18 protein-coding genes and 1 pseudogene are annotated in these 17,293 nt (G+C 57.1%); 7 read left to right on the forward strand and 12 right to left on the reverse strand.

Translation table 11 applies throughout. From position 1 onward, the window contains the following. Positions 1–17: 17 nt before the first annotated feature. The 3 genes from L0962_RS13125 to L0962_RS18330 all read right to left on the reverse strand — a co-directional run bounded on the left by L0962_RS13125 (position 18) and on the right by L0962_RS18330 (position 3,656). A complete protein-coding gene (locus L0962_RS13125) occupies positions 18–2,069 on the reverse strand; it encodes a hypothetical protein (protein ID WP_234086890.1) in 2,052 nt (683 codons plus the stop codon). Next, positions 2,059–2,778, reverse strand: coding sequence for a hypothetical protein (locus tag L0962_RS13130; RefSeq protein ID WP_234086891.1), 720 nt, complete (start codon positions 2,776–2,778; stop codon positions 2,059–2,061). Before L0962_RS13130 ends, L0962_RS13125 begins: the two co-directional genes overlap by 11 nt. Before the next feature lie 488 nt (positions 2,779–3,266). After that, positions 3,267–3,656: a helix-turn-helix domain-containing protein gene (locus L0962_RS18330; protein WP_367398029.1), complete on the reverse strand. Its 390-nt coding sequence runs from the start codon at positions 3,654–3,656 to the stop codon at positions 3,267–3,269. A gap of 334 nt (positions 3,657–3,990) precedes the next feature. Here L0962_RS18330 and L0962_RS13135 point away from each other — a divergent pair, with 334 nt between their 5' ends. Then, positions 3,991–4,599, forward strand: a complete 609-nt coding sequence (locus tag L0962_RS13135; protein ID WP_234086892.1) for a hypothetical protein — start codon at positions 3,991–3,993, stop codon at positions 4,597–4,599. Positions 4,600–4,857: 258 nt separating this feature from the next. Here the strand turns inward: L0962_RS13135 and L0962_RS13140 are convergent, their stop codons facing one another. After that, positions 4,858–5,100 carry a helix-turn-helix domain-containing protein gene (locus tag L0962_RS13140; RefSeq protein ID WP_234086893.1) on the reverse strand — a complete coding sequence of 81 codons (243 nt, stop codon included), beginning with the start codon at positions 5,098–5,100 and terminating at the stop codon, positions 4,858–4,860. A 169-nt stretch (positions 5,101–5,269) separates the two neighbouring features. Between L0962_RS13140 and L0962_RS13145 the strand changes: the two genes are divergently transcribed. Continuing rightward, entirely contained in the window at positions 5,270–5,641 is a 372-nt protein-coding gene (locus tag L0962_RS13145) for a hypothetical protein (protein WP_234086894.1), read from the forward strand. Positions 5,642–5,840: 199 nt separating this feature from the next. Here L0962_RS13145 and L0962_RS13150 read toward each other — a convergent pair whose 3' ends face one another. Next, positions 5,841–6,761 carry a LysR substrate-binding domain-containing protein gene (locus tag L0962_RS13150; protein WP_234086895.1) on the reverse strand — a complete coding sequence of 307 codons (921 nt, stop codon included), beginning with the start codon at positions 6,759–6,761 and terminating at the stop codon, positions 5,841–5,843. Between the two features lie 95 nt (positions 6,762–6,856). Here L0962_RS13150 and L0962_RS13155 point away from each other — a divergent pair, with 95 nt between their 5' ends. The 4 genes and pseudogenes from L0962_RS13155 to L0962_RS13170 all read left to right on the forward strand — a co-directional run bounded on the left by L0962_RS13155 (position 6,857) and on the right by L0962_RS13170 (position 9,499). Further along, entirely contained in the window at positions 6,857–8,101 is a 1,245-nt protein-coding gene (locus L0962_RS13155) for an MFS transporter (protein ID WP_234086936.1), read from the forward strand. Beyond that, a complete protein-coding gene (locus L0962_RS13160; protein WP_234086896.1) occupies positions 8,098–8,529 on the forward strand; it encodes a PaaI family thioesterase in 432 nt (143 codons plus the stop codon). Before L0962_RS13155 ends, L0962_RS13160 begins: the two co-directional genes overlap by 4 nt. A gap of 15 nt (positions 8,530–8,544) precedes the next feature. Next, complete coding sequence (locus L0962_RS13165) at positions 8,545–8,997, forward strand: MaoC family dehydratase (RefSeq protein WP_234086897.1); 453 nt, start codon at positions 8,545–8,547, stop codon at positions 8,995–8,997. 118 nt (positions 8,998–9,115) lie between these two features. Further along, positions 9,116–9,499: pseudogene (locus L0962_RS13170) on the forward strand (tautomerase family protein). Positions 9,500–9,560: 61 nt separating this feature from the next. Here L0962_RS13170 and L0962_RS13175 read toward each other — a convergent pair. The 7 genes from L0962_RS13175 to L0962_RS13205 all read right to left on the reverse strand — a co-directional run bounded on the left by L0962_RS13175 (position 9,561) and on the right by L0962_RS13205 (position 16,625). Further along, entirely contained in the window at positions 9,561–10,412 is an 852-nt protein-coding gene (locus L0962_RS13175) for an SDR family oxidoreductase (protein ID WP_234086898.1), read from the reverse strand. Between the two features lie 113 nt (positions 10,413–10,525). Next, positions 10,526–11,509, reverse strand: coding sequence for an MDR family oxidoreductase (locus tag L0962_RS13180; protein ID WP_234086899.1), 984 nt, complete (start codon positions 11,507–11,509; stop codon positions 10,526–10,528). Between the two features lie 138 nt (positions 11,510–11,647). After that, positions 11,648–12,655 carry an aldo/keto reductase gene (locus L0962_RS13185; RefSeq protein ID WP_234086900.1) on the reverse strand — a complete coding sequence of 336 codons (1,008 nt, stop codon included), beginning with the start codon at positions 12,653–12,655 and terminating at the stop codon, positions 11,648–11,650. 99 nt (positions 12,656–12,754) lie between these two features. Beyond that, positions 12,755–13,822, reverse strand: a complete 1,068-nt coding sequence (locus L0962_RS13190; RefSeq protein ID WP_234086901.1) for an alkene reductase — start codon at positions 13,820–13,822, stop codon at positions 12,755–12,757. A 49-nt stretch (positions 13,823–13,871) separates the two neighbouring features. Next, positions 13,872–14,660, reverse strand: a complete 789-nt coding sequence (locus tag L0962_RS13195) for an SDR family oxidoreductase (protein WP_234086902.1) — start codon at positions 14,658–14,660, stop codon at positions 13,872–13,874. A gap of 31 nt (positions 14,661–14,691) precedes the next feature. Continuing rightward, the gene (locus L0962_RS13200; protein ID WP_234086903.1) at positions 14,692–15,726 is read right to left on the reverse strand and encodes an NADP-dependent oxidoreductase; all 1,035 of its coding nucleotides are present in this window, start codon (positions 15,724–15,726) and stop codon (positions 14,692–14,694) included. Between the two features lie 23 nt (positions 15,727–15,749). Then, complete coding sequence (locus L0962_RS13205) at positions 15,750–16,625, reverse strand: alpha/beta fold hydrolase (protein WP_234086904.1); 876 nt, start codon at positions 16,623–16,625, stop codon at positions 15,750–15,752. Positions 16,626–16,728: 103 nt separating this feature from the next. On the opposite strand from L0962_RS13205, the gene L0962_RS13210 reads away from it, so the two are divergent. Further along, positions 16,729–17,172 (forward strand): helix-turn-helix domain-containing protein, encoded by a 444-nt coding sequence (locus tag L0962_RS13210; RefSeq protein ID WP_234086905.1) that lies wholly within the window; start codon positions 16,729–16,731, stop codon positions 17,170–17,172. Positions 17,173–17,293 lie beyond the last annotated feature (121 nt).

The following is a 17,293-nucleotide window of genomic DNA, read 5'->3' on the forward strand; positions in this document are numbered from 1 at the left end:
CTCCGAGGTATAGATGCCTACTCCCAATTCGAAGGCAGGCGAGCAGAAATAAGGACGCGGCGATTGCTTTGCTTTTGACGTGATGTGTTACCTCGAGTAACGGTCATAGTGTCGGCAGCGAGCAGGCTGTCCGCCACAGCGGAAGCATCCGATGAAATTCTAGAGTTACCGCTTGCAGTGGCCTGCGAGATTGCCTTCGCTTCAAGATGGACAAGATAGACTGCGACCGGATCGCCACCATCTGGAACCCACATCTGACCTTCGCGGATTAGGGCATTGATGACCTGCCGGGTTTGCAGAGTGTGTGCAGATAGCATCCAACCACGGTTCATGCAGTCGAGTTGGCCGATATACTGGCCGCTGTCCAGGTAGCACTCGACAGTGCGTATGTCCTGTGGAAGGTGAACGTAGACATGTCGACCTATAAGGTCGTACTGCGATGATAGGCAGACAGCGGTGTAACGCTCTTCACCGATCTCAACGTAAGGAGGCACTCGATTTTTTACACTGCCAGCAATCCGCCTTCTCAGAATCTGTACCCCGATGCGAGGCGAATTGGCCGTGTGCGGTGGACGAATGCGGGGGATCCAGCAGTAGGAACGAATCGCTAAGCTTGCTCGTAAGGAGTCGAGAGGACTGACTCCGCCCAAGCTGCTGTGTGGCTTGGCGTTGTAGTTGGCGAGCAGTATGTCCACCAGTTCGATTAGTTCATGCCATTCAATTCCCTTGCCAGTGGCCTCAATGACTGGGTTATTTGCACGCTGGGGATCTTGGGTGCCGGTACCCATTGACGAAGGTAGTCGCTGAAATCCGTATCTCTCAAGTGTCCCGAAGAATCGCTCAGTGATGGCGTTTCGCCACCAGTGGCCGACACCCCCCCATACAATCGCACAACCCAACGATTCTCTGAGCCGTGAGCGTATGCCATTGGCGAAGTGTTGCGCAGCGTTGTCGAGACGAAGAAGGGCGGGATTAATCTCGGTGATGCCGTCGACTACCCCGTTTGGGAAACCAGCGCCTTCCGCATAGCGCATTCCCTCAATGGTCAGTGCTCTGGGTTTCCACGGCGTGTTAGCCATTGCGTAGGCCTCCTCGACATGTGCTGCCTCAATCTGAGGTCGAATGCAGACGGAGTACCCAGTTACGACACGTTTGTTGTGGCACAAAGTTGCCACGATTTGGATCCTGGTAACAGGAATCTTCTGAGGCCCGCTTTCTCCTTCGAGAATGATGAAGCCAATGCAATCCACTGTGTGGGCATCACACCCTATGACATCAAATGGAGCGGTAGCAAGATTAAAACTCTGCGGTCCTGTTCCAAGATGCTGCCGATCGGCTACATCCTCGCCGAACCAAACTGCGGTTGTGCTGGGATTTATGGCGATGAAGTGGTTGATGTAGCGCTCAATCGCACGGCGTGCATTAGAACGGCCATCGTGCGGGTAGGTCCCGAGTGGAATCTTGGGCTGCTTATTTTCTCCTTGCGCCTTCGAGAATGCCGCGATGAAATTTCGAGCCACGCTGCGGACATCGGGCTTGCGGGCAGCGATCTTCTTGCCGCCGTTGCCTTTCTCAATCATATTGTGGAGCATCTCCCTCCAAACAGGATGCTCTCGCAACCACTTTTGAAATTGCCCTGCAGTACCGTTGCCGACATTCACACGCGTGTAGGGCTTCAAGCGCAGTTGGCTTATCAGTCCCGACCAACCGGCAATTCCCTCGCCATTCAGGGGATTCGGAAGTAGGCAACGATTGAATTGTCGATAAAACACCTCCCGTGAGCATTGGGCTTCGCTGAGTGCTAACTTCAATGAACCACTGCTCAGATAAACCTTGATCCCGCGCTGAAGGCGATCGAATCGCTGTGCTATCTCGGTTGCACGTTTTTCGGCTTCGACTGCCGAAAGGTGTGGAAACCAGCCTAGGAGGTCTGCAGCATTTGGAGTGCTAGCACTTGGCCATTCTTCGCAATTTCGGTGCTCATAGGGAATTGTCTGGAATGTGTAATGTGGAGGCACAACCACGCTGGGTTGTGGGTGAACCTGTTCGCTCAGAGTGTCAATTGCCATCAGAGTCTCCTGAGGCATGAAATCGCGTAAGGCCATGCAGAGGCACTTCAAGCAGATCGCTGCGAATTGTGCCCGTACAGGCGAGTTCAAGAGCTGCAGCACCGGACAAAGCACGGCGAGGACCGGCCTCTAAGTTGAGAATCTCATCGAAGGTTACTGAGCGCTGTTTGGAGATGAAGGTAAGTACGTTGGACTTAAACTCAGCAAGTGGCCAATGGCGGGCGGCACTCATCCAAGCCACGGCCCTCAGTGAATTTCGCAACCGCATCGGATTTGCGGTCAGACGAGCGGTTGTCCAGATTTCGAGGGCACAAATGCCGGCAAGCGGTCCCTTTCCCAGGACAGACCTAAGATCGTCAGTGAGTGCCTCTTCGTCAGGTTCGGATGCTATGAGCCGATGCCAGATTACCTTTCCATCCCTTGTTTCCACCTGTGCATCGATGAGAGAGGCAAACTTATCGCCTGCCAATGATGAGATCGCTGAATAAGGCGAATAATCGGCAGTCGCTATATGGCAGTCGATTTCGCAGTATAAAAAATGCAGGAACTGCAGTTGTCCGGCGAGTTGGACGTTGCATTTTGCTTTCGGGCTATAGTGCAACACGAGGTCCGCATTTCCCTTTCCGCGCGCGTCATACGACGCAGCCATTTCGCCGCGTAGTTGCGTTCCCAGACGCCGACCACGCCCTGTTCCGGTAGCCTTAGTCATACCTCCCCCTTATTTGGGGCAAATGTAGATTCGCCAGAACGGGCGAATTTGTTGGTACACGTATTAAAAGTGCACTTCGCTCGGGGATGACAGAAATCGCTCTGATGCGCTGTGATCCACAGGTTGCCTGCACGGTAGTTGGTGTTAGTGACAAACAGGAAGGGGACGCGACCACTCCGGAAGCAACGATTGTGGGTGCATCTTGTGCCACTCTGGGCTATGTGTGGCGAGTGGCGTCTAATTACCTGTTTTTTGCGTTTTGCAACGCTAAAGGCAGCCTTCGAATCAGGCATGATGGGCTCCTCGAGTCCATTCTTGTGGCAAACCAGCCCACAAGCGTTTTTAGACGGGGAAGAGGAGGGGCCGCTGCCTTGACGCGTTTGGCTACGCAAGGAATACTGCCAGTGCGACCCGGGCTGATTCCTTCGGGAACGGTCCCTAAGAAAGCCGCCGGCATCCCCAATGTCGGCGGCTTTTTTCGTTCGTGACTAGCCCATTGATTCCTCCCTCAGCGGTTGGTCTGCAAGGACATTGATAACGTCATTTAGTACTGCGAGCTTGGATTGGCTCAGATGTGGCAGCGCACTGCAAAGTCTTGCCAAGACTGCGACACCAGGAATGTCTCCCTCGGCCTCTCGAATCGCCGGTTCCAGTCGATCTAGGGCTGCAGCCGTAATTGCGTTGGCTTTTTCGGCATCGGACATTCCCAGTGCGGCGACAATCCGGTCCACAATCTGTCGGCGGGGCGGTGGCCGTCGGCCGCGCTCAATCGAAGCAAGGTACGAGGAATCGATACCGGCACGACCGGCGATAGTTTTCTGGGGTAGGTGTTTTCGAACACGGGAGTGAAAGACTACCGTGCCGAATTTGGTGTACATCGTTCGGACACTTTCTGAAAATTTCTGGACACTGCGATTCCACACCCCTTGCAGTGCGACGGTCCATTCCTTTAAATAGGGTTCAAGTGGGACGAAGATGTGAGGCACATAAATGGAGACAAAGGAGTTTTTACGACGAGGGAAACCACCAACTCCTCACGGGAAGAAATGGCTTGGGTGGACGGAGTTTGCGTTGGTAATTGCTGTTTTCGGCAAGCGGAGCATCACGAGTCTCGACGTCGAGTTTGCGCGAAGGCAGGGCGGTGCCAAATGTACCTCCGCAGACCGTACTCACGTGTTCGAACACGCCAGAGACCGCGGAACGCCATTGCCTATGGATGTCGTCAAGAGATTGGCGGAAGTGCCTGAACTCGCGCTTATCAAGCACCTTGCGGCCAGCCTGTTCTGGCCCCTGCTGGTGAATCCTCCTGAGACCCGGGCGGCGGCGACGCGGATGGTAAGGCGTTGCCTGGACCGGCTAAATCTCGTCCGGCTTTCGGTGAATCAAGAAGAAGCATGGCTAGCCAGGCAATGGCAGCAGGTGTTGGCTGCCGACAAGAAGGCAGAATGGCAGGATGAGGACAGTCTCATTCGCAGACGAATCGAAAATCTGGTCGCCCAGCATCCGCAGAATCTGGATTTTGTCGCGCTCCTAGGCGCGCTGTATCGTGAGGCCTGCCTCAGCTTCGAACCAGACGCGGCGTGTTACCTGGGCATGCGCTTCTGGATGCTGCTCGAAGATTTTTTAAGTGGCCCACTATTTGCCGGGATTTCAGCCGAGCTCTGTGACTTTTCGGTGAATCGGATCATTTATGATCGAGATGACGGAGAGGCCAGAAAACCATTTAGCACCCATAACGCCGACCGTATACCTGGGAAAGCGATCGGTCTGCTGCTATCGGCAGATGATCCGGATGCGCTCGAATTATTGGGCCTGACTTAATGGAGATAGGTGGCCCGTCGGAAAGGCCGCAGTGATGGAATCTGGGGTGCGACTCATCGGAGGATCTCGGAAGGATCAATGACTTCGATCGGGTTCAACACCTGAACGAAGGGGAAAATTGTCCGTTGAAGGACTAATGTCAAACCCCGAAATGGGATGGGGCCCGACACTTAAGGCTAAGAAAGAGGCCAGCAGGTTATCCACTAGGGATTGCTGTTCATTGTCGTTAAAACAGCAATTGCCGTGGAAACGACAACGCTATTGGGATCGCTTTTCAAAGCGTTCGACAAATGAGGTAAGCGAGACGTTGAGCGCAGAGCACCATGCTGCAAGCTCCACAAGATCGAGCCGACGCTCCCCGCGTTCGCACTTGCTGACGAATGACTGGGTGGCATTCAGTTTGGTCGCGATATCCTCTTGGGTCAGTCCACTTAGCACTCGAGTTTCTCGTAGCAAAGCTAGGAAACGTTCGTATTCGGAAGAATGAATGGATTTTTCCATCGACACACCAGAGAGGAATGCCGGGAGGTTGCAGTCCAGATTCGAATAGTCCAAAATCGACTATTTCGTCTAGCCAGTGTTCAGTCATCGCTGTGTGCCAAGATCTTGCAAAATCAAACGTTGAGATTGTGTCTTCCAATGCATTACACGTGTCTCAGAGGAAGTGGCAATGACAGAGGATCCCAATATCTCCCAGAGACTGGCGGAGCTCGCTGCTTTGGCCGAGAAAGAGGATTGCCTATATCAGGCGGAACTGCGCCTGGCAGATGAATTTTCTGCTGTTGCTGCCGCCTTTTCCCTGGCCAACCCTGGAACGGGAATCATCTGCGAGAACTACATCGGGCCTAGTTCTGTAGTCCGACGCAGCGCGCGCAGCAGCCTCCTTAGAACCATCAAAACGATCGAGAAGTCACTTGATCGGTTGCAAGCGTTAAAGCCGACGTACAAAGTATGGGACGAGGTTCAAGACTATTTTGCCCCCTCTAATCCAGCGCAAACATTCTTTGCGTCCGAAATCGTTCGACGTAATCTGCGCACCTAAGGGAAATAATGTCAAAGCGCGCGGGGTAGGGGAGTTGGCTACTTCCGCTGTTCGGCCAAAGCCGCCAGTGGCAGCTGCTTTGAGAAATGCCTGCTCTGCGATCTATAGCAGCCATTTGAAATTTGCAGGTTTGAACACCTGCCCGTAATTTCCTGCTGCGTCTATTTTCAAAGCAGCAAACATCTTCGGGCTTGAGGAATTACAGCCCCCTATCGGCCGTAAATCCGTTGTCGGCATATTTCGCAGCCTCTTCAATCAGCCACTGCTTTACCCGCATTGCGGCCTGGCTGGGCGCTGTCTTGCTCGGGTGAACCACGTAGTAGCCATTCTCAAGCTCAAGGCAACAGTCAAATGGCTTTATCAGAGACCGACTGGCAACCTCTACTTCGGTCAGGTAGGGGCTGGCCAAAACCACGCCGTTCCCGCGTTTGGCCGCCTCGATAGCAAGCAGGGACTGGTCGAAGTGCATGCGAGGAATCCTGGCGATGGCTCCGTCATCCAGTTGGCTGAACTGTTTGAACCATCGTTCCCAATAGGGTTGGATGGTGGTGACCAGCAGGTTGGCTCTGACCAGATCCTCCGGCGCGCTTATGTGCAAGGCCGCCGCGTATTCCGGTGTGCAGTACACCCGGGCCTCATCCTTGAACAGCAGGCTAGCATCGAGGTTGGCGCTTTTCCCGTTGAAATGGCGAATCGCCAGATCAACCACCTCGCGCTCAAAATCGACGGTTTCAACCGAGGCATTGAGGTGAAGCTCGATGTCCGGGTGCCGGGTCACTAACCTGGCCATGCGGCTGGTGAACCACTTGGCGGCAAAACTTGGCGTCATCGACAGCGACACGGCCATGCTGCGACTGCGCTTGAGACGGTTGCTGGCGTCGGCAATCTGGGTAAGCGCCGGCTGGATTTTCTGCCAGTAAGCGGTGGCCGCATCCGTCGGTTGCACCTGCCGCACCTGCCGGATGAACAGCGACATGCCCAGCCATTCCTCCAGTTTCTGGATTTGCTGGCCTATGGCGCCCGGCGTCACGCACAGCTCATCCGCCGCAAGAGAAAAACTCTTGTTGCGCATGGCAGCATCAAAGGCGACTAACGCCTTGAGGGGTGGATACGTAGTCATGGCATAGATTTTCTATAACAAGAGGCATCATAACTGGTTTGTCGCGGCTCTGTTGAGCGACCACAATTCAAGCATTACTTGATGTGCTGGGAATGATGTTCAACTCTATTCGACGCCCCGATGTGCTCTCCGTCACCCTGGCAGCGGCCGGCATTCTCATGGTGACCATGGGCACCCGCCAGTCCTTTGGACTCTTCGTCAGTCCCATCAACACGTCGACCGGCATGGGCATCGCCACGATCAGCCTGGCGCTGGCCATCGGGCAGTTCACCTGGGGCGCCATCCAGCCGATTGCCGGTGCCGTGGCCGACCGCTACGGTCCCCGGCTGGTCTTGCAAGCCGCCTTGGTAACGCTGGCCATCGGCTGCGCCCTGACGCCCTTCATCGAGAACGGTTTCGGGCTGGCGATCGCCCTCGGCATCCTTGCATCCATGGGCTCGGGCGCCGGCAGTTTCTCCGTGCTGATCGGCGCTGCCGCCCAACGCTTGCCCTTCGAGTCACGCGGCACCGCCTCCGGGGTCATCAACGCGGGCGGCTCCTTCGGCCAATTCATCTTTGCACCCCTCCTGCAAAAGCTGATCCAGAGCATGGGCTGGATGGGTGCCATGTGGGCGATGGTCGTGGCAACCCTGGCTGCGCTGCCGCTGGTCGGCAAACTGACCGGCCCGACGACGGCCGCACCCCAGCATGCCAACGACTCGAAACTGGGGCGGGCCATCCTGGCGGCGCTCAAAAATCCCAGCTACGGCTTGCTGCACGCCGGTTTCTTCACCTGCGGATTCCACATTGCCTTCCTAGTGACCCATCTGCCCGGTGAAGTGAATCTGTGCGGTCTTCCGCCCAGCGTGGCCAGCTGGTCATTGGCCATCATCGGCTTGGCGAACGTATTCGGCAGCCTGTATGCCGGTTCTTGCGTGGCCCGTTATCGCAGCAAGTATGTCCTGGCTGCCATGTATGCCTCGCGGGCCTTGCTGATCGCCCTGTATCTGTGGATGCCGCGCACCGAATGGACCTACTACCTGTTTGCGGCCGGCCTTGGCTTCACATGGCTGGCGACCGTGCCGCCCACCGCGGCGATTGTCGGGAAGCTTTTCGGGACGCGCTACCTGGCGACCCTGTTCGGACTGACGCTGCTCTCGCACCAGATTGGCGGTTTCCTTGGCGCCTGGCTGGGCGGCCTGACAATTTCGAGGTTCGGTGACTTCTCATGGATGTGGTACGCCGACATGGTCCTCGCCATGCTCGCCGCCCTCGTAAATTTGCCCATCAAGGAAGCACCGATCGGCAAGCCCTTCATACCCCCCCAATCACCGCTGGCGACAGATAAAGGCACATCATGAGTGTTCTGCGCGAAGACATCAGCCCGGAATCCCTGAACCGGGATAGCAGGGAATGCCTGCCCGGATTTCTGGGCGTCGAAATGATGGAATTAAAGCAAGGCGTGATGACCAGCCGCATGGCGGTCAAACCCTTGCACGGCGCCATCAACGGATTCCTGCACGCTGCCAGCGTCGTGGCGTTGGCCGACACCACCTGTGGCAATGCGACGATTGCGCATCTGCCTGCCGGCGCCCAGTCCTTCACGACGGTCGAGCTGAAGAGCAACCACCTCGGCACGGTGCGGGACGGGGAGATTGCCTGTACCGCCACTGCCCAGCATCTGGGCAAGACGACGCAGGTCTGGGATGCCGTCGTGATCGATGCGGCGACGGGCAGGAAACTGGCATTGTTTCGCTGCACCCAAATGATTCTCTGGCCGAAGTCTTGATCGGTGGCAAATGACATGAAAAAAATTTACTACCTCGATGACCTGCATGTCGGCCAACGCTTCGGTTCCGGGAAGTACGTGCTGGATGAGGCAGCAATCAAGCGATTCGCTACCGAGTATGATCCCCAGCCTTTCCATCTGGACCATGCGGCTGCAGCCAAATCCTTCTTTCAAGGCCTGGCGGCAAGCGGCTGGCACACGGCTGCCGTGACGATGCGGCTGTTCGTCGACAGTGAATTCAAGCCGGCCGGGGGCATCATTGGCGCCGGTCTGGAGGCGCTCCAGTGGCACCAGCCGGTGCGCCCCGGCGACGAGCTTTCTGTCGAAACGGAGATTCTCGAGCTTCGTCCGTCGAGATCCAGACCACAACAAGGCATGGTCAAAGCGCGCGTGACGACATACAACCAGCGCAAAGAACCGGTTCAGATCTTTGTGGCCAGGCTTTTGGTGGAACGATTCGTGCCTTGATGCAAGGGCGAGGTATCGGCATGAAGGATGCCGGCATTGGCCAGTAAACCGACACCATGATCCCCTGAAATCTTCCCCCCTGCAGGTCAACTATTTCAAAACTTAAATGGAGAGATAAATGCCCCTCGTTCGTATCGACATCAAAAGAAACTCCGACGCTTCCTATGCCAAAAAGCTGGGCAAGATTGTTTACGATTCAATGAAGACTGCAATTAACGTCCCTGACCAAGATAACTTTCAGATTCTGTCCGAGCACGACGATGACCATTTCGTCTATGACCCTACCTATCTCGGGATAAAACGAAGTGATGGGTTGGTGTTTATCCAAATCACGCTCAACGAGGGGCGGACGACGGAGCAGAAGAAACTCCTCTAAAAGACAATTGCGGAAGGGCTAAATCGAGAAGCCGGTGTTCGGCCGGCTGATGTCTTCATCAATCTGGTCGAGGTTAAAAAAGAGAACTGGTCATTTGGTAGTGGAGTTGCCCAGTATGCAACCTGATGTTCAGACCGGCTGAAGGCAATAAATCTTTGTCGCTGGCGTGCTAACCGTCGTTCAACGATCACCTCAGGGCCAACCTGACCATTTCGGCCAGCGGCGTGCTCGGGCGGCCGATCAATGCGCTCAATTCCCGGCCATCATCGAATAAGCCGCCTTTTGACGCACCGACGTCGGATTCGGCTAGCAGCGTCACCAGGAAATCCGGCAGGCCGGCGCCAAGCAAAGCCGCCTTGAATTCGCTTTCCGGCAAATCCCGGTAGGCCACGGCCTGGCCGGATTGCCGGGTAATTTCATCGGCGAGTTCGCCCAGCGTGTAGGACTCGTCGCCGGCAAGTTCGTAGATGCGGCCCGCTTGTTCGTCCCGCGTCAGCACGGCGGCGGCCGCTTCGGCGTAATCGGCACGCGCAGCCGAGGTAATCCTGCCCTGACCGGCGCTGCCCAGCACCACGCCATACTGCAGCGCGGTTGGAATGCCGGCCGTGTAGTTCTCGGTGTACCAGCCGTTGCGCAGAATGACTGCCGGGAGGCCGGACGCGCGAATCAGGCTTTCGGTTTCCTGGTGTTCGGCCGCCAGCGGCAACGGTGAGATGTCGGCATGCAGGATGCTGGTGTAGGCCAGCAAGCCGACGCCTGCTACCTTGGCGGCATCGATCACAGCTCGATGTTGCGGCACACGGCGACCAACTTCGCTGGCCGAAATCAGCAGCAGCTTGTCGGCCCCCTCGAAGGCGGCAGCCAGACTGGCCGGCTGATCGTAATCGGCCTGGCGAATCTGGACGCCACGCTTCGCCAGATCAGCAACTTTCTCGGGATGGCGCACGGTGGCGACGATTTCATCGGCCGGTAGCTTGTTCAGCAGGGCTTCGATAACCAGCCGGCCGAGTTGGCCGGATGCTCCTGTAACGACGATCATAATTGAGTCTCCTGTATTTCATTTGACCATGAGGTCTGCGCGAAAGGGGGTGAAGCGGCGGTAGAAGGAACGAGCAATGTTTTACTCACCTGCCGGCGAATTATTCGCTACCTTCAGGCATTCACGTTAACCACAACCCGTCCCCGAACTTGGCCGTCCAACAGTCTGGTAGCCATGGGAATTGCTTCCGAAAGAGCAATTTCTTTGGTGATTAGATTCAGTTTGGAGATATCCAAATCTGTCCCCAGACGCTGCCAAGCAATTAGGCGTTCTGAGCGAGGACACATGACGCTATCAATCCCGACTAGCGCCACCCCGCGCAGGATGAAAGGGGCGACCGTCGCGGGAAAATCCATTCCACCCGCCAAACCACAGGCGGTCACGATTCCGCGATACTTGGTTGTAGCGCAGACATTGGCCAAAGTATGACTGCCGATAACATCAATGGCTCCGGCCCAGCGTTCTCGGCCAAGTGGTTTGCCGGCAGAGGAAAACGCTGAGCGCTCCAGAACCTCACTGGCGCCAAGACTTTTAATGTATTCACTTTCCGCCATGCGTCCCGTCACGCCAACAACGGTATAGCCAAGCTTCGAAAGGATGGATACGGCAACACTACCAACACCTCCGGCAGCCCCTGTAACCAGAATTTCGCCATGCTCTGGAGTGACACCGTGGCGCTCAAGAGCAAGAACACACAACATCGCCGTATAGCCTGCGGTACCTATAGCCATGGCTTGCTGAGGGGCAAATTGGGGCGGCAAGGGAACCAGCCACTCTCCTTTCAAGCGCGCCTTTTGGGCTAAGCCACCCCAATGGCCTTCGCCGACTCCCCAACCGTTCAGCAACACTGCATCGCCGACCTTGTACGACGGATCGCTGCTCTCCTCGATAGTACCGACCAAATCGACGCCAGGAACCATAGGGAACTTGCGAACTACCGGGCCTCTCCCTGTTATTGCGAGGCCATCTTTGTAGTTGAGGGTCGAGTGACTGACGCGCACAGTCACGTCGCCTTCCGGAAGCTGCGATTCATCAAGATCCTTGACGCTTGCACGGTAGCTTGCTTCGTCCTTCTCAATAACGATTGCTTTAAACATTTAGTACTCCTTGAAAAATTAGACTGAGCATTACCGGCTGTTTAACGCGGCAATAACGTCTGAAGATGAGTAATACAGAGGGGCCTTTTTCTGGCTTGCATCTATCTGTTCCGGGGCGATTCATGTTGCCAGCCAGGCTCAGGCAATAATCCGGGGGGCACTACCCACGGCCCAGGAAACAGGTGTTCTCGCCGGTGCTGATGAATCCAGGTTGCTGGCGGTATCGAGGCGGTTTATTTGCTCAATTGAAAGTTCAAGCGACAGGGCGCCAAGGTTGTCGTTCAGTTGTGTCAACGAGCGTGGTCCGATGATCGGAACCGCACCATGAGTGCCGGCCCAAGCAATTGCGACTTGACCGGGACTAGCGCTCAGTTCGCTCGCAACAGCAATGACTGTGTCGAGGATCTGCGTGCGCTGTGCTGAGTTCTCCGGCTGAAATACCTTGCCACCGAAACCTTCAGCTCGACCTTTCTCGCCACGCCGGTATTTCCCGGTCAGCATGCCGCCACCCAATGGTGACCAAGTCATGATACCCAGGCCTAGCGCGTACGTTGCCGGGAATAAGTCGGCTTCCGGCTCGCGGTGGACCAGGCTGTGCTCGAACTGCGCGGCGGCAATGGGAACTGCGCGAGTCATTTCCGCCAGGGTCACAGCGCGGGCGAGCCGCCAAGCAGAAAAATTCGAGAGACCGGCGTAGAGAATCTTTCCCGCACGGGCCAGGTCCTCGAATCCGCGGACGATTTCTTCTGCTGGCGTGACGCCATCTGGATGATGCACCCAGAAGATGTCGATCCGATCTGTTTTTAGGCGCTTAAGGCTTGCTTCAAGGGAGGCCACCAGGGCTTTGCGGCTATTGCCTGTGACCAATTGGTTGGTGTTAGGCGCCGCGCCATTGGAGAATTTCGTGGCGAGAACAAAATCGTCGCGGCGTCCTTCGAACAAGGCACCTAGCATTTCCTCGGATTGTCCAAACTGGTAGGTATCCGCCGTATCGATAAAATTGCCGCCAGCTTCAGCATAGGTGTTGAAGATCGCTTTACCGGTATCGGTATCTGATCCGTAGCCCCAGCCGGTGCCGAAATTTCCGGTACCGAGTGCCACTTGAGAAACCTTAAGGCCAGTCTTGCCAAACAAAGCGTATTTCATAGGGAACTCCATTGATTGAATCGCTAAGGTGTTGTTAGGTTTTATTGATGCCGTGCCGAGCACTCGGGTAACACTGTAGGCACGGCATGCGATAACTGATTAATAGTCGGTGTAGCCCTTTTCTCCGGGCGTATAGAAAGTTGAGAAGTCCGGCTCAATCAATTCCTGGCCCAATTTAAGTTTGGCTACAAGATCGGGATTCGAGATAAACGGGCGACCAAAAGCGACGAGATCGCCACGCTGCGCATCGAGATCTGCATCTGCACGGGCTGCGTCGTAACCCCCGGAAAGAATGTATTTCCCCTTGAATGCACCACGGATTCGGGCTTTCAATGCCGGGCTGACTTCCGGTGCTCCCATCGCGCTGTGATCCACGACGTGGATATAGAGCAGGTCGAGTGCATTCAACTCGTCGACCAAGCGCAGGTACAGGGTGTCCATCTCGGCATCCGGCACTTGGGCGTTGAACACGCCATACGGCGAGATGCGCATGCCAACGCGATCAGCGCCGATGGCGAGAACGGTCGCTTTTGCGACTTCAACGGCAAAACGGATGCGGTTTTCAACCGTGCCGCCCCAGCGGTCATTACGTTGATTGGAGGCCGTGTTGAGGAACTGGTCGATCAGATAGCCGTTCGCTGCATGCAATTCGACGCCATCGAAACCGGCGTGGATGGCCAGTTTGGCCGCAGTCGCATATTCGGCAATGCTTTGAGCAATGTCGGCCTCGCTCATTTCACGGGGGATGGGATGTGGTTGCATGCCATCGGTGTCAGTCCATGTCTCGCCGGGAACGGCAATTGCCGAGGGAGCAATGACGCTAGCGCCGACCGGCAGGTTGGCGGGATGGCCGACCCGTCCGGTATGCATCAGTTGCACAAAAATCCGGCCGCCGACCTGATGGACGCCATCTGTCACGCGTCGCCAGCCCTGAACCTGTTCTTGGTTGAAGAGTCCGGGAATGCGTGGGTAACCCAGGCCGTTGGGCGATGGCGAGGTGCCTTCGGTAATGATCAGTCCGGCATCCGCGCGAAGTCGGTAATACTGCTCCATCAGGGCATTGGGCAGGTTCCCAATAGCGCGGCTACGCGTTAGCGGCGCCATGACGATACGGTTCTTCAGCGGCAGCCTGCCGAGTTGGGTCGGGGTGAATAGTGCGCTGCTCATAAAAGTCTCCTGATTGTTGAATTCACATCAAGTCAAATGAAACAATTATTTAGGCTTGTGACCGATAGCGCTCAGCTGCATGGGCTTGGCGAAGGTCCGACATCAGCCCCTGGCGTGCCCCATCCAGCGCATCCCAGCGTTCAGCAACGTGCAGCGGCGGGATGGTGACCAGTTCGCGGCGGTCGAAGCCGACCAGTGCCGCATCGACCAGTTCCTCCACTTCCATCACCTCGGGCAGGGTGTTGACGTCCACGCCGGCCCGTTCCCAGATCTCGGTACGGGTCGCCGCCGGCAGCACGGCTTGAACGTAAACGCCCTTGGGCGCCAGTTCGACATTGAGTCCCTGCGACAGGAAGAGCACGAAGGCCTTGCTGGCGCCGTAGATCGACATGCCGAATTCGGGCGCGAAACCGACCACCGAGCCGATATTGACGATAGCACCGCTGCCGGATTGAGCCAGGCGCGGCGCGACCGCTGCAGCGAGCCGGGTTGGCGCCGTGGTGTTGAGCGTGATCAGGCTTTCGATCTCCTCGGCAGTCTGGTCAGCGAAGGCGCCTGCCTGAGCCTTACCGGCGTTGTTGATCAGGATGCCGATCCGGGCGTCGTCGCGCAGACGGCTTTCGATCACGGACAGGTCGTCGGACTTGGTCAGGTCGGCCGGCAATACGTCGACGGCCACCTTGCATTCCGCGCGCAGGCGGGCGGCCAGGGCTTCGAGGCGCGCCTTGTCGCGCGCCACGAGGACGAGGTCGTGGCCGCGGCGGGCGAAGCGTTCGGCGTAGGTGGCGCCGATGCCGCTGGATGCGCCGGTGATGAGGACGGTGGGAAGGGTTTGCATAGTTGTTTTCCTTGCTTGGGGTGGTTGGGGGTCAAACATCGAGGGGCGGTTGATTCATCCTGACGACGACCTTGCCCTTGGCGCGGCCCTGGGCCAGGTAGTCGAGGGCATCCTTGGCCTGCTCGAAAGGAAACACCTTGTCGATCATGGGGCGGATGCGCTCCGTTTCGAGCAGCTTGCTGATCTCGGCAAGTTGGGCGCCATCGGGGCGCACGAAGAGGAAGGAGTAGGCGACGTCCTGCTTCTTCGCCAGGCGCATGATCTTGCGGCTCATCAAGCCGAAGACGAACTTGATGACGAAGTTCAGGCCTCGCGCCCGCGCGAACGCGGCGTCGAGCGGCCCGACGAGCGAGACGATCCGGCCACCCGGCTTGAGGATGCCGATGGATTTTTCAATCTCTTTCCCCCTGAGGGTGCCCAGCGCCGCATCGTAGCCGCGCAGCACTTGCGCGAATTCCTGCCGCTTGTAATCGACCACTTCGTCCGCACCCAGCGCGCGGACCATTGCGACATTGCCGGTGCTGGTGGTGGTGCCAACCTTGGCGCCCAGCTGCTTGGCCAACTGGATCGCAAAGCTGCCGATGCCGCCGGCGCCGGCCGGAATGAACAGTTTCTGGCCGAACCGCAGGTCGAGACGTTCCTTCAGCGCCTGCCAGGAGGTCAGGCCGACCATGGGAATCGAGGCGGCCTGAACGAAATCCAGATTGGCCGGCTTCAACGCGGCAGCGTGCTCCGGCACGACGGCGAATTCGGCGATGGCACCGATGCCGAGATCGAAAATGTTGGCGTAGATGGCGTCGCCCGGCTTGAAGCGCGTTACGCCGCTGCCGACTTCAACCACGATACCGGCCAGATCGCTGCCGAGCGTCGCCGGCAACTGGAAATGCAAGACAGGCTTGAACATCCCGGTCGGGATCATGTTGTCGACCGGATTCACGCCGGCTGCATACACCTGGACCAGCAGTTCGTTGGCCTTCGGCGTCGGCCGGGGAATATTGGCAAAGCCGATGTCGGGCGACTTGCCGTAGCGTTTGAAGGTGAGGGCTTTCATGATTTGGGTTTTCATCTTGGGCTTTCGTTCTTGTCCGATCAGTTGGCGAGGAAATCCAGAACCTCGGAAACAAAGGCCTGGTGATGCTGAAAGACGCCGCCGTGTCCGGAATCCGGATAGATAGTCAGGCGGGCGTTGGGCAGGCGGCGCGCCATGTCGGCCGAGAGGCGGCTGGCAACCATGAGGTCGTGGTCGCCATTGGCGACGAGAACCGGGTGGTTGATACGCGAGAGATCGTCGGGTTCGCTAAGGCCGGCGGTTTTGATGGCCGCCAGCTGGGCGCGCCGGGCCTGCAGGGAAATGGGCTGGTCGCGTTCATGGGTCCGCTCCTTAAGCGCGGCGAAGTAAGCTTTCGCGGCGAGCTTGCCTTCCGGCGTGCGGGGGAAGAACAGGAAGTTCCTGGCGTCGCTCCAGGTCAGCGCGGACTTGAGGTAAGCCAGGGCAGCAACCTTGTTGATCTCCTCGATCCCGCCGCCACCTTTCGGGCCTGTTCCGGCGAGGATCATCCTGCGCACGAGCCCGGGGGCCTGCAGGGCAACCATTTGCGCTACACCGCCGCCCAGCGAGAATCCGAGCAGATCGACCTGCTGGTACCCCAAGGCTCGAATGAAGGCGATAGCGTCCCGCCCCATCTCTTCGACGGTATTGGGTACCAGGCCGCCCGAGCCGCCAACGCCGCGGTTGTCGAAAGCGATGACCCGACGCTGCGCTGCGATGCCGTCGATGACCCGCGGGTCCCAGTCATCGAGGACGGCCATCAGGTGGTGCAGAAAAACCACCGGCACGCCGGAACTCTTGCCTAGTTCCCGGTAGACGAAAGGCACGCCATCCACGTCAATGCTGCGGGTCGGTACGTCTTTCCATTTCACACTACTCATTTTTCGCTCCTCTAAGTCGGCGGAGAAATCGTTCATCAATCCACGCGCCAGATCGCTGGATCGGCGGGGGTTAAAGTGTTACTATCAAATTGAAACGGACGATACTATTAATTTGAAAGTAAGTCACTACTAAAACAGTATGAACGACGAAAATATTTCCAAAGACGTATGCCCGATCGCCCGCAGCCTGACTTTTGCGGGGGATGCGTGGAGCCTGCTGATCCTGCGCGACGCCCATGCCGGCCTGACGCGCTTCGACCAATTCCGGAAAAGCCTAGGTATCGCGCCAACGATGCTGACCCGCCGGCTGGCGACCTTGACCGAGGAGGGCTTACTGGAGAAACAGCGCTACTCGGAACATCCACCACGCGAGGAATATCTGCTGACTGCAGCCGGTCGCGATTTTCTGCCGGTGCTGTTCATGATCGGTGCCTGGGGGCGTCAATACCGAGGCGGCGGCAATCTGGTTCGTTTTTTTGACGCCGAAAATGGAACTGAGATCAAGGCAGTGGCGGTCGATGAAGTCACCGGAGCGAAGATCGGGACTCGCCCGATACGCACGGTCATGCCTAATGAAAGTTGAGTGATGATTTGAAGGGGCAGATGACCATTGACTGAGTCAGTACATCGCCCTTGCTCGACGCATTTCCGGTTGCAAACAGCCGGTATGCGATCTAGAACAGCCATTGTTTATTGAGTGCGCC

Origin of the sequence: Azonexus sp. R2A61, from assembly GCF_021401135.1 — a bacterium.
In the GTDB taxonomy this organism is placed as follows: Bacteria; Pseudomonadota; Gammaproteobacteria; order Burkholderiales; family Rhodocyclaceae; genus Azonexus.